This is a genomic window from Cupriavidus sp. a3, from assembly GCF_051015765.1.
Taxonomy (GTDB): domain Bacteria; phylum Pseudomonadota; class Gammaproteobacteria; order Burkholderiales; family Burkholderiaceae; genus Cupriavidus; species Cupriavidus oxalaticus_A.
The window spans coordinates 2,696,934-2,709,556 of the sequence record NZ_CP170643.1 but is presented as its reverse complement, the minus strand read 5'-3'; the positions used below and the strand labels follow the sequence as shown (position 1 = coordinate 2,709,556).

General features: G+C 64.4%; 10 protein-coding genes. 5 read left to right on the top strand and 5 right to left on the bottom strand.

The features are described 5' to 3' along the window. Positions 1-53: 53 nt before the first annotated feature. The 5 genes from ACAD63_RS13070 to ACAD63_RS13050 are packed head-to-tail and all read right to left on the bottom strand — an operon-like array spanning position 54 to position 6,833. Positions 54-869, bottom strand: a complete 816-nt coding sequence (locus tag ACAD63_RS13070) for an enoyl-CoA hydratase/isomerase family protein (protein WP_195432263.1) — start codon at positions 867-869, stop codon at positions 54-56. Positions 870-873: 4 nt separating this feature from the next. Continuing rightward, complete coding sequence (locus tag ACAD63_RS13065; protein ID WP_434032792.1) at positions 874-2,427, bottom strand: AMP-binding protein; 1,554 nt, start codon at positions 2,425-2,427, stop codon at positions 874-876. Next, positions 2,420-2,992, bottom strand: a complete 573-nt coding sequence (locus ACAD63_RS13060) for a (2Fe-2S)-binding protein (protein WP_135705196.1) — start codon at positions 2,990-2,992, stop codon at positions 2,420-2,422. Before ACAD63_RS13060 ends, ACAD63_RS13065 begins: the two co-directional genes overlap by 8 nt. Then, positions 2,989-3,804 (bottom strand): FAD binding domain-containing protein, encoded by an 816-nt coding sequence (locus ACAD63_RS13055; RefSeq protein ID WP_133098283.1) that lies wholly within the window; start codon positions 3,802-3,804, stop codon positions 2,989-2,991. The genes ACAD63_RS13060 and ACAD63_RS13055 overlap by 4 nt, the downstream gene beginning before the upstream one ends. Further along, positions 3,801-6,833, bottom strand: coding sequence for a xanthine dehydrogenase family protein molybdopterin-binding subunit (locus ACAD63_RS13050; protein WP_434032791.1), 3,033 nt, complete (start codon positions 6,831-6,833; stop codon positions 3,801-3,803). Before ACAD63_RS13050 ends, ACAD63_RS13055 begins: the two co-directional genes overlap by 4 nt. 264 nt (positions 6,834-7,097) lie before the next feature. Between ACAD63_RS13050 and ACAD63_RS13045 the strand changes: the two genes are divergently transcribed. From ACAD63_RS13045 to ACAD63_RS13025, 5 genes are all read left to right on the top strand, one after another. After that, positions 7,098-8,000, top strand: a complete 903-nt coding sequence (locus ACAD63_RS13045) for a LysR family transcriptional regulator (protein ID WP_133098285.1) — start codon at positions 7,098-7,100, stop codon at positions 7,998-8,000. 138 nt (positions 8,001-8,138) lie between these two features. Beyond that, positions 8,139-8,621 carry a hypothetical protein gene (locus ACAD63_RS13040; RefSeq protein WP_195432270.1) on the top strand — a complete coding sequence of 161 codons (483 nt, stop codon included), beginning with the start codon at positions 8,139-8,141 and terminating at the stop codon, positions 8,619-8,621. A 539-nt stretch (positions 8,622-9,160) separates the two neighbouring features. Continuing rightward, a complete protein-coding gene (locus tag ACAD63_RS13035) occupies positions 9,161-10,201 on the top strand; it encodes a hypothetical protein (protein ID WP_434032790.1) in 1,041 nt (346 codons plus the stop codon). A gap of 1,273 nt (positions 10,202-11,474) precedes the next feature. Then, positions 11,475-12,350 carry a hypothetical protein gene (locus tag ACAD63_RS13030; protein ID WP_195432275.1) on the top strand — a complete coding sequence of 292 codons (876 nt, stop codon included), beginning with the start codon at positions 11,475-11,477 and terminating at the stop codon, positions 12,348-12,350. 9 nt (positions 12,351-12,359) lie between these two features. After that, positions 12,360-12,578, top strand: coding sequence for a hypothetical protein (locus tag ACAD63_RS13025; protein WP_434032789.1), 219 nt, complete (start codon positions 12,360-12,362; stop codon positions 12,576-12,578). The last annotated feature ends 45 nt before the right edge of the window (positions 12,579-12,623 follow it).

The window sequence follows — 12,623 nt, the reverse complement described above, 5'->3', positions numbered from 1 at the left end:
ATGCGTCCGTCTCTCGGGCTCGGCAGGCGGGTCAGCCCCGCCCACGTCCGCGCTCAGCTGCCGCGGAAATCGGGATTGCGCTTCGCATGGAACGCTTCCACGCCCTCGCGGAAGTCGTCCGAGCTGCGCAGGCGGCTGTAGCAGTGCCCTTCGAGTTCGATGGCGATCGACAGCGGTGCGTCCTCGGTGTCGTTGAGCAGCTTCTTGGCGGTGCGCTGGGCCAGCGGGGAGAAGGCGCGCAGCTCGTCGACCAGCGCGTCGGTGGCGGCTGCCAGCTCGGCGTCAGCCACGCAGTCCACGGCGATGCCCCACTCGTACGCCTGGCGCCCCGGGATGCGGCGCGAGCGCATGACGATGTCCTTGGTGCGGCCCACGCCCACCATCTTCTGCAGCCGCGCCGAGCCGCCGGATCCCGGAATCTGGCCAAGCTTCTGCTCGGGCAGCGCGTATTCCGTGGTGGCGGTGGCGATGCGGAAGTCGCACGCCAGCGACAGTTCGAAGCCCACGCCGAAGCAGTAGCCCTGGTTGGCCGCGATCACCGGCTTGCTGCAGCGCGCCGGCGCCGCCACGTTCCACGCGAGCTTCGACACATGCTCCGGCGACGCTTCCAGGAAGCCGCGGATGTCGCCGCCGCTGGAGAAATGCTTGCCCTGCGCGCGCAGCACGATGACGCGCACGCGGTCATCGGCGTCCAGCGCCTCGAACACAGCACGCAACTGGTCGCGGGCTGCCATCGAGATCACGTTGTAGGGCGGGCGGTGCAGGATGATGTCCGCACGCTCGCGGGCCGGGTCGATCTCCACGGAAAAGCCGTCGGGGTCCTGCAGGCGCTGTTGGTCGGGATGGGTCAGTGCGAAGGCCTGGGTCATGTCGTTACTCCTTGATGGGGTCGCTGTGGGGAAGAGAGGAAAGCGCGCTGTATTCGCCCGCGGACAGCTTGCGGCGCAGGATCTTGCCGACCGGCGATTTCGGGATGTCGGCGACAAACACGTAGTCGCGCGGGCGTTTGAAGTTGACGAGGTCGGAGCCGCGGCAGTAGTCGTCGAGCGCGCCCGCGTCAACGCAGCCGCGCGGCTTGACGAAGGCCACCACCTTCTGGCCCCAGCGGGCGTCGGGCACGCCGGCCACCGCCACCTCGTCGACGGCGGGGTGCAGGGACAGCACCGATTCGATGTCGGCGGGCGAGATGTTCTCGCCGCCGCTGATGATCATGTCGTCGACCCGTCCGGTCACGAACAGGTCGCCGTCAGCGTCGAGGTAGCCGATGTCGCCGGTGAAGTACCAGCCGTCGCGCAGGGATTTGGCATTGGCGTCGTCGCGGTTCCAGTAGCCCTCGAAGGCCTCGTCGCCGCGCAGGTCGGCGATGATCTGGCCTTCCTCGCCGGGCGCGGCCAGCTCATCGGGCGAGGCCGCGTCAAGCCGCGCCACGCGCAGCCGCGTGTTGAGGCCGGCGCGGCCCGCACTGCCGGGTTTGCGCGCCGCTTGCTGGTCGACGCTGAAGGTGTAGACCTCGGACGAGCCGTAGTGGTTGACGAACAGCTCCGGGCGGAACGCCTGCTCCAGCCGGGTCAGCAGGCCATCGTTCATGGCGGCGCCGGCGAAGCCGAGCTTGGTGACGGTGCGCACATCGTTGCTGTCGAAACCCGGCTCGGCGAGCAGGTCGTGGTAGAGCGTGGGCACGAGATAGAGGCAGCTGACGCGATGGGCGGTGATGGCCTGCAGCGCCTGCGACGCGATCCAGCGCCGCACGCAGACGAATAGGCCGTCCACCAGCGCCATGGCCAGCAGGGACCGCACGCCCATGGTGTGGTACAGCGGCATCACTCCCAGCGTCCGCTCGCCGCGCCGGTACAGGTTCTGCGCAACATGCGCCAGCGCGGCTGCGCGTTCCTGCCGGTGGCGGCGTGGAACACCTTTCGGCTTGCCGGTGGTGCCGGAGGTGTACAGCATGAGCGAGACGTCGCCGGCCTCGGCCTGCGTGCTGTCCCGGCGGGGCGTGGCACGTAGCAGGGTGTCGAACGACAGCGAGCCGCCCGGCGCGCCGTCCAGCGCGATGCAGGGGACTTCCTGCGCGGAGGCGCTGTCCAGCACCGCGTCGGCGCTGACCGGCTCGAACACCAGCGCCTTCACGCCGGCGTCGCGCAGGCAGTAATCCAGCTCGTCCGGCTTGGCGCGCCAGTTCAGCGGGATGATGACCAGGCCGGCGAACTGGCAGGCCCAGTGCAGTGTCGCCATCTCCCAGCGGTTCTGCAGGATGGCGAGCACGCGGTCGCCCGGCCGCAGGCCCAGGTCGAGCAAGCCGGCGGCCACGCCGCGGATGCGCGCGAGCCATTGCTCGTAGGTCAGCACCAGGTCGCCGTCGACGATGGCGGGGGCGTGGGGACTGCGCTCCACGCTTTGCAGGAAGGTGCGGCCGAGATCAAGCATCGCAGTGCTCCCTGGCAACCGGTGCCGCAATCCGGCGCGAGCGCGCGCGGCTGGCGGCCACGTCGAGGACGGCGGCGACGATCGGCGTGTAGCCCGTGCAGCGGCACAGGTGGCCGGACAGCATGTCGCGCACCTGCGCCTCGGTCGGGTCGGGTACCCGCTCCAGGTAGTCCGCGCACGACATCAGGATGCCCGCCGTGCAGAAGCCGCACTGCAGCGCATGGTGGCGGCGGAAGGCTTCCTGCAGGTCGCCCAGGCCTTCGCGCGGAGCGAGTCCTTCGACGGTGTCGATGGCGCGGCCATCGGCCTGCACCGCCAGCATCAGGCAGGAACGCGCGGCCACGCCGTCCACCCGCACCGTGCACGCGCCGCAGACGCCGTGCTCGCAGCCGACGTGGGTGCCGGTGGCGCCGAGTTCATGGCGCAGGAAGTCGGACAGCAGCTCGCGTGGCGCGCACGAGGCGCTGCGTTCGATGCCGTTCAGGGTCAGGGTGACGCGCTGGCGCTCATTGCGCCGCATCACCGGGGGCGCACCCGAAGGTGCGCCATTAGCGGTCTTGCTCATCTTGCCTCCTCGATTGCGCGCATGCCCAGTTGCCGCACCAGGTGGCGGCGGTACTGCGCGCTGACATGGGCGTCGTCCTGCGCGCCCAGCTTCCAGCTGAAATCGTTGATTGCCTCGGCCAGTGCCTCGCCTTGCAGGCGCGGCCAGGTCTCCAGCACCGGCCGGTCGGCCACCCCGCCCACGGCCAGCGCAATGGCGTCGTCCGTGACGATGGCGGCGCAGGCCACCAGCGCGAAGTCGCCATGCCGGGCCGAGAACTCCGTAAAGCCATAGCGCGCGCCGGGCCGCCGCAGCGGGAAGTGCACCGCTTCCACCAGCTCGTCGGGCTCGCGCGCCGTCATCAGCATGCCGCGGAAGAACTCGGCGGCCGGCAGCACGCGCCGGCGGCGCAGCGAGCGCAGCACCACCTCGCCGCCGAGCGCGGTGAGCACCAGCGGCAGCTCGGCGCTCGGGTCGGCGTGGGCGATGGAGCCGCACACGGTGCCGCGGTTGCGGATCTGGAAATGCGAGATATGCGGGAAGGCGAGCGCGAGCAGCGGTACCTCGTCGGCCAATGACGGGCGCCATTCCACGCTGCCCTGCGTGGCGGCAGCGCCCACCACCAGATGGCCGCCTTCCACGCGCACGGTATCCAGGTCAGGGGTGCGCGAGATGTCGACCAGCAATTGCGGCTGCGCGAGGCGCATGTTCAGCACGGCCATCAGCGACTGGCCGCCGGCCAGCACGCGGGCACCCTCGCCGGCACGGGCCAGCGCTTCCAGCGCGTGCTGCGCGGATTCGGCACGCAGGTAATCAAAGGCTGGAGGTTTCATCGACGGACTCCAACGAGCGCCAGCAGGCGCGCGATCCAGCCCGGCTTGCGCGCGGGCTTGCCCCCGGCCTGGCGGCCGAGCGATTCAAACAGCTGGCGCAATACCACCTTGGCCGCGCCTTCGAGCATGCGGCCGCCGACCGCGGCGACCTTGCCGGACACCTCGGCCTCGTAGTCATACGTGAGACGGGTGCCGGCACCGTGCGGGGCCAGTTCGACCAGGCCCGCGCCGCGCGCACTGCCGAGCGACGACAGGCCCGCGCCCGCGAGCCGCAGCCGGTGCGGCGGCTCCAGGTTTGACAGCGCGATCTCGGCTTCGTAGCGGGCCTTGATCATGCCCACGCCCACGGTCACGTCGGCGCGGTACCGGTTGTCGCCGATGGGCACGAGCGCGTGGCAGCCCGGCACGACCTTGGCCAGCGCCTGCGGGTCGAGCAGGACGGCGAAGACGGCCTCGGGCGTGGCGTCCAGGTCGACCGTGCCGCGCGCGCTCAGGGCCTTGCCGCCCTTGCCGCCGCTCTTGTTGTTCGCCGAGGCCTCTCTTGCCGCCTCGGCCAGTTCCGGACGCGATGGCGGCGGGTCGTCGAAGCCGATCATCGCCATCACCCTGGCGGGCGTGAGCGGCAGGCGGATGTCGCGCACGCCCAGCGCATCGGCCACCGCGTTGGCGATGCATGGCGGCGTGCTCATGTTGTTGCCCTCGCCGAGGCCCTTGGCGCCGAGCGGCGTGAACGGGCTCGGCGTCTCCAGGTGGACGATGAGCGGGTCGGGCACCTCGCACGTAGTCGGCATCAGGTAGTCCGCCAGCGTGCCGGACTGGAAGCTGCCGTCGGGGCCGTAGCGGAATTCCTCCATCAGCGCCGCGCCCAGCCCCTGCGCAAAGGCGCCGCGGATCTGGCCGTCGGCCAGCGCCGGGTTGAGCAGCTTGCCGGCGTCGTGCGCAGTCACGTAGCGGTCGATGCGCACGCGGCCGGTAGCGCGGTCGATCTCCACGCCGCACAGGTCGAAGGCAAAGCCGTAGCAGGCGGATGTGTTGACGCGGTCCTGCTCGTCCGGGGCGTCGAGGTTGGGGGGCGACCAGAACACGGTTTCGCGCAGGCCAGGCTCCTCGCCGGCCGGCAGCAGCTGCGGCGACCAATGCGGCGCGTTACTGGCCGCGCGCGCAAAGGGCAGGGCGGTATCGGGCGCGCCCCGGCGTACGATGCGGCCATCCGCGAAGACCAGTTCGGCCGGGTCGCAGTGCAGGTGCGAGGCCACAATGCGCGCCAGCTTGTCGCGCACGCGCGAGGCCGCCAGGTGCACGGTGCCGGCGACGGCGCCGGCGAAGCGGCTGGAGTAGTTGCCCGCGGCCACGGACCACGCGTCCTTGTGCGTGTCGAATTCGACGTTGACCACGACGTCAGCCGGATCGATGCCGAGCACGTCGGCCACGACCTGCGCCGACACGGTCATGTGGCCCTGTCCCGCCGGCGTCGACGCGATGGTCACCACCACGCCGCCGAGCAGGTCCACGCTGACCGTTGCGCTGGCGATGGCGCCGTTCTTCGGGCCCGCCTTGCGGCGTGCCGCGGCCGGCGTGGCGGTGGTGATGTAGCCCATGTTCGATACCGAGGGCTCGACGATGGCCGCGAAGCCGATGCCGTACAGCCTGCCCTCGGCGCGCGCGGCGTCGCGGCGGCGCTTGAGCTCACCGTAGTCGCCCGCTTCCAGCGCGCGCGACAGCGCCAGCTGGTAGTTGCCGGAATCGAGCAGCGCGCCCGCTGCCGCGCGATAGGGAAAGGCATCGGCGGGCACGAAGTTGCGGCGGTAGACGTCGAGCGGATCCAGGCCCAGCTCCACCGCGATCCGCTGCACCAGCCGCTCCAGCGCGAAGTACACCTGCGGCCCGCCGAAACCGCGCACGAGGCCGGTCGGCGTTTTGTTGGTCAGCACCACGCGGTTGCGCACCAGCAGGTTCGGGATCGAGTAGGCACCGGTCAGCAGGCCATGCATGCGGTAGAAGGTGGCGGGCTCCGGCGCACGCAGGTAACCGCCGCAATCCTCGAGCTGGTCGTACGAGAGCGCGACGATGCGGCCGTCCGCCTCGACCGCGGCTTCCAGGGTGGAAAGCCGCGCGGTAGCTGACGTGGCGGCGCTCAGGTGCTCGAGCCGGTCTTCCACCCACTTCACCGGCGCGCCCGCCTTGCGCGAGGCGAGGCACATCAGCACCACGTAGGGGAACACCGCCTGCTTGACGCCGAAGCTGCCGCCCGAGTCACGCGGCGCGACATGGCGCAGGCGGTTGGCCGGGACCTGCAGCGCCATCGCCATCACGGCGTGCAGCGAGAACGGCCCCATGAAGTTGGAAGTGACCTGGTAGCCCTCGTTGCCCGGCAAGTGCTCGGCAATCACCACGCCGCACTCGATCGGCGTGCAGGTGTTGCGCGGGTAATGGGCGGTCAGCGCCACGCGGTGCGGCGCGGCGGCAAAGGCGGCCTCGGGGTCGCCATAGCGGAAATGGCGGTCGCTGGCCACGTTGCTGCAGAGGCCGGGATGCAGCACGCTCGTGTCGTCGGCGACGGCGGCCTCGATCGACACCACCGGCGGCAACACGCGGTACTCCACCCGCATGAGGTCGAGCGCGTCTTCCGCCAGGGCGCGGCTCTCGGCCACCACCACGGCCACCGGCTCGCCCACATAGCGCACGCGCTCCATGGCCAGTGCCCACTGCTCCATCGGCGCCTTCACGCCCACCACGAAGGGCTTCGACCAGGCAGGCAGGTCGGCCCCCGTCAGCACGGCACGCACGCCCGGCGCCTGCAACGCGGCGGCGCAGTCGATGGCGCCGAGTTCGGCATGCGCGTGCGGCGAGCGCAGGATGGCGGCGTGCAGGGTGCCGGGCCTGACGCCGAGGTCGTCGGCGTAGCGGCCGCGCCCGGTCAGGATGGCGGCATCCTCGACGCGCGGCATCGGGCGGCCGACATGCGGCGCCGGCCGGGGCTGCTGTGTCTCCACCGTGCCGGTCATTTCGCCAGCATCGAATCTTTTCATTTGCGACTCCGTTCCGTGCGACGGAACCGCGCCGGAAGGCGATGGGGCCGTGCAACGTCAAACGGAGATTAGTGACATCTCGATATAAGATCTAATATTGATTTATGATTCGATCCATCATTTGTGATGATGGATAAGGGTCTTCCCGGAGACAAGCGGGATGCGCAACAAGCTGGTCAAATGCCGGAGTTTTCGGTATCGCATGCCGCCCTGGCTTCATCACTAGAATTGATGCCGGAATGACAATCCCATTGATACCAACCCATGGACCTTAAGCAAATCCAGTACTTCATCGCGCTGTTCGAGGACGGCTCCGTCACGCGCGCGGCCAAGCGCCTGAATATCGTGCAGCCGGCGCTCAGCATGCAGATCGCGCGGCTGGAAGAGGAGTTCGGGCAGAAGCTGTTCGACCGCATCCCGCACGGCATGGTGCCGACTGCTGCGGGTCGCATGATGTACCGCCTGTTCCTGCCCATCGTGCGCGACATCGCCGGGGCGCGGCAGCAGATGATGCAGCGAGAGGAGCAGATGGCCGGCCGCATCACGCTTGGCATGGTGGCGTCCGAGACGGAGAGCGTGCTGGTGGGATCGCTGGCGCGCTTCAATGCGCGCTATCCAAACGTAGAGGTTTCCGTGGCGGACGGCTTCAGTGCCGCGCTGATCGATCTCGTTTCCGCCGGCCAGCTTGACGCGGCCGTGGTGCATCGCCAGCGCGGCCGGCCGGCGCTGCATGTGCAGCCGCTGCACGACGAGGAAATGGTGCTGGTGACCAGCGTCGAACACGGCCCCGAACTGCCGGAATCGGTAGAGATGGCGAAGCTGCCGGGACTGGAACTGGTGCTGCCGACCAAGCGGCATGGCCTGCGCGTGGTGCTGGACACGGCGACGCAGGCGCAGGACGTCACCCTTGCGCCGAAGTTCGAGATCGACATCCTCGGCACCATCGTCCAGTTCGTGCAGGAGACGCGCTTTGCCACCGTGCTGCCGCGCATCGTGGTGCTGCGCGCCGTGGAAGAGGGACGGCTGCGGATGCATACCATCATTGCGCCGCGCATCGTGCGGCATCTGGTTTGCGTGAGCCATCCGCAACGGCCGCTGAGCACGGCGGCCGAGGCGTTGATTGCGATCGTCGCGGAGGAAATCAGGCGGGTTTCCGGGATGGCGTAACGGGGTGGCATAACGGGGTGGCGTAACGGTGGGGTGATCGCCTGGGCACTGAGGCAGCGGCCGGTGCGGCTGTCGCAACCGTTATCGGTCGTCGGCGTGGGGCCGGGATCGGGCCTGATGGTCGGATCCGCGGATATCATGCAGCGCTACGGCCTTGAAGCCGCCGGCTACCAGCTGAAGCTGGGCAAGCCCGATCCAGCTGGGGATTCCGGTCGTGACGGAGCTGGAACGGCAGATCGTCGTCGACCGGAAGCCGCCGGCGGCTGTCGCGCGCGACTGGATGAAGGCAAATCCGGAAATCGTGCGCGCATGGTTTGCCCCGTAAACGTGCGGCTTGTGCCTGGGGATGGACGGAGCGCTAGCGCGACGCTCCGCCGGCTATCTCTTTCTTCACCACATTTACCTGAGTTGGTCGAGCGGCATGGCCGCCCCGACGGCCTGGGGCGCGAATGCGCGAGAGACCTGGCAAATCAGGGCAGCGCCCAGCGTCAGACCGCCGCCGTCACGATGATTTCCACCAGCAATTCGGGACGTGCGAGGGGTCTGACCAAGATGAGGCTAAATTGCTATCATAAGCCTTGTGGTTATGAAAAACCCAATTCTTATTCCCAGGTGGAATAAGTCGGTCAGGCTGCGAAGGCCTGCCCAAACTGCCGGGCCCGCTTGACGTCGTCGCTATTCAAGTAGATCGAGGTGGTTGAAATCGATTCCTTCCGAAGCGCCCGTTTGGAAGCCGGTGGTCGATTTCACGCTTGGGCACCAGGCCCGTGGACCACGAAAGCGTCAACGATCCCGATAGCTCGGTCTGTTCAGCCGTGGTCGCAGGCAAGCCCACGGCCGGATAGTCGTGCCCAGACTTGCAGCTCGCGTTTCCGTGGATGCCACCCCTGGCGCAAGAAAAGTGAATAAACGTTAAATGTTGTGAATTCACCAAATCTCTATTGCGGCCGCAATGAGGGTCCGTTACGGTGCCGAATCGCCAAGCGGGCCGAGCGCGAATCTGAATCGTGCAAAGTCGCGCTTATATCTGGTGTTTGAATTCCTGAATATAAATTAGGAAACGTCCGATGGTTTTTTGGCGATGGCATGGATACGCTCCATCCCGACCCGGCACGCAAGGGCTTCCCAGTGGATTGTCCCGCGCCCATAGCGACACAACGATGCCGCTCAGCAAAAACAAGAATAGGGAATTAAGCAGCATGGGAGTTTTCAGCAGTGCATTCCAAGTTCATTGGCGTCGCGCTGCAATGTGTATGGCAGCCCTTGGCTTCGCGGTGACGGCCATCAGCACAAGCGTGGCGGCTCAGGATGCCGGCAAGGAGCCGTTTCAGCGTCTCAATGAAGCCGAGATCAAAGCCAAATACCAGCACTGCCCGGACGGCTACTACACCGGGCCGCGGCCTGGCAAGGGCGTCTACACCAAGGATCACTTCCTGTGGGTCGTAACGCCGGAGTTTGCTGAACGCTACTGCATACCCCAGGAGTTTGTCAGCAAGGACCTCAAGGGCGCGGAAGCCGTCGCCTTCACGGTCTCGGAGAATCGCGACGAGGAGCGCTGTAGCTACAACGGTGTTGAGGAACGGTGCGGCTTCCCGAAGTCCTTGCGCTTTGAACTCTATTTCAAGTCCGGTACACCACTGCCAATGGCGATCGATACATCCATTGCAATGGTACCATCGTTGCCCTCCGCATACATGATAGCGAGATCGTCAAAACGACTCTCGGAAGCGCTGCGTAAGGATGCACCAAAACCCAAACGCGAAATACCGGTAAAGGCTTTTGAGCTATCTCAGATCGGCATCTCTGGGATCAAGGACGGCAAGATCGTCTGGCCGATCACGACCCTGCATGAGCAGACCTACTTCGTCCGCGTCTTCGAAGGCATCGACTACCTGGCCGTCGAAGGCAGTACCGGCATGTTCACCAATCCAAGGAGGGAAGCCCAGGATGTGCGGAAGTTTGTGATTTCCTTCGATAAGCTCGGAGACCGATCCCGGACCAATAACGGACGTCAGCTAAGCGAATTTGCATACCTTGTCGAACTGCCAGAATCGTTCTCGGACAAGATCCGCGCCAGTTCGCACCTTCACCTCAAAGATCAATTCGTTGCCGCTGATGGTGCACTTGCCAGATTTTGCGCCGAGGACTGCGGAAAACGAATCGAGCTACTTCAAAACCCCTGCCATAGACGATCCGCATGAATGGTTGCCGGTCGGTGTTACAGCAAGTAGCCAATTTTTCATTTCGGATGATGCCCTCAAAGAGGGGAGCCCATTCAATAGAGAAAAATTATTGAAAGCCATTCTGGACCCACAAATCCAAAATTTGGAGGGCCAGCGTTCGTTCGCTACGACAAAGAGGATACGCTGCGCTATGGCCTAGCGACTCCGCCAGGGAGCTCCCATGCCAAGCGCGCTCCACCGTGAATTGAGTACGTACCTCAGGCGAGCTGGCGCTCTGGATATTCCCCCGAGCTGGCCAGCCAACCCGCGTCCAGCCAACCGCGACGGATCGGCTAACGAAGTTGACCGGGTGTCGGGCAGAACCATGGGCCTCCCAACGAATCTCCACGTAAATCGTCGCGCCCACGTTTCCGGTGAGTGGCGGGATAACAGCCACCCGCGCCATGGAAAAGTGAATAAACGTTAAATGTTGTGAACTCGCCGAAGTTCTATTGCAGGCGGAAGGCGATCTCGCTATGGTGCAGAATCGGCGAAAGTGGCCGAGTGCGAGTCCATACCGCGAATAACCATCCTTATTTCTGATATCAAAATTTCTGAATACAGATTCGGAATCGTCTGATGTCTATTTGACGATGGTATCGGTATGCTCCAGTGCGCGCATGGTGTGGAGTCGCAATGGAGCACCAATGGCCGTGGGCAACACAACGATGTTGCTTTGCGTGAAAACGAGAATATGGAGTTATGCAGTATGCGAATTTTCAGCCGGTCCATCGATATCCGGGCGAAGCCCCCGAACGCCACTGGGCATGCAGGGGTGCATGGGACCATGGAGAAGCTGTGGGACTTGGCAAAGTTTTCGCCCCGGCTGCGCCGTATCCCCGGCTGCGCCGTATCCCCGGCCTTTCCTTGGGGTAACCTGCTAGGCCTTGGTCATGCGTGAGGATCAACACCGTCAGGGAGTCCGCGTAAGACGGTAGCGTTTATTGCAAGTGCGTCCATGATTGTTGGGTGCGCAAACACGCAACCGAAGCCCGCAACGGCAACTTGCGAGGGGAAGTCATTCGGGCCGGAAGTTGGTGTAACAAACAAGCAATCTGACACCTCACTTCGAGGGGTTGCTTGTCGACCTGGATTTTCCATGAGCTTGGGAGATCCTCAATATATGGCCGTTTCGAAATACGCCTCGCAAACACAAGGTAGCGAGCAACAGATTCGAAACGCTGTCGTGTGGTGTCCCTGTGCGGCATAGCAGTTGCCGTCGGCATGAAAAAAAACAATGAGGCGATGCAGCATGTGGAGTCATTCATCAACGAAGCGAGCGAGGTTCAGGCGCCCGCTGTTTGCCGCTCTTGCTGTACTGTTCGTAGTGGCTGCGACGGTAGTAGTTGGCACCCGAACGGCCTCGTGGGCCGGCCCCTTTGATCTCCCCAAGGGGGATGATCCCATTATTGGCGACCTCGGGGGTGTGCCGGTTTCTGTTCCTGTCAACTACACCCACCTCGTGACCGAATACGACGGCGATCCTAGCTTGTTCGACCCGGAACGCCGCAAGTGGAAGCCGCCAGTCCGCACCTTCGCCTCAAAGATCAACTCGTTACCGCTGATGGTGCATTTGCCGGATTTTGCGCCGAGGACTGCCGAGAATGAGGCTAGCTACTACCGAGCGCAGAAATCAATTGAAGGGCCGGAGGAGTGGCTCCCGATCGGGGTCAGAGCAAGCAGCGCCATGTATCTGACCAACCAGCAATTACTCGATGGCGATCTATTTAACCAAAAATCAAAGATCGATGGCTTGAGTAAATTCCGTAATCGACTTTACGAGCGGCAATCAGAAACATTATATGGACTGGTCGAGTATCGATCCCAGAAATTGGTTTATTACCCTGGTGGATCAGTCATGGAGAGGGAGCGTCTATTCTTCTTTACAAAGGACGGGAATAATATCACCTTCATTGAGTGCAGTGCAAACATCGAGCCCTTTGAGGAAAGCCCGCGTAATGTATGCACTCATCAATTTTCTCTTTACCCCTCACTAAAGGCCGAGGCATCTCTGCAATACGATGCTCGCACGCTTAGCCAATGGATGAAGTACGAGCAAGGGGTTCGAAAACTAATTCTTAGCTTCCAGGCACGATCCGCCGAGACGAGCGATAAATTGGGAAAATAAGAGATATTCATGCCAACACCAATATCCGCGCAGACCCTCACTCAGATTCGCTCCCAATTCGAAGCTGGAAAGCTTACGCCAGATCAAGTTTATCGCCAACTTGAAAGCTATGGCTATAAATATGCGGGATGGGCCGGCGGCGTTGCAAATGCAAATACAATTGCAGGAGCATCGGCGCTGACCTATATGAGTAACACCGCAAAAGAGTTAGGCAAACCGCTAGACTAAGCCCAAGTTAACCAAATTAAATTCGGTATGGCTCGGGGCTATCTT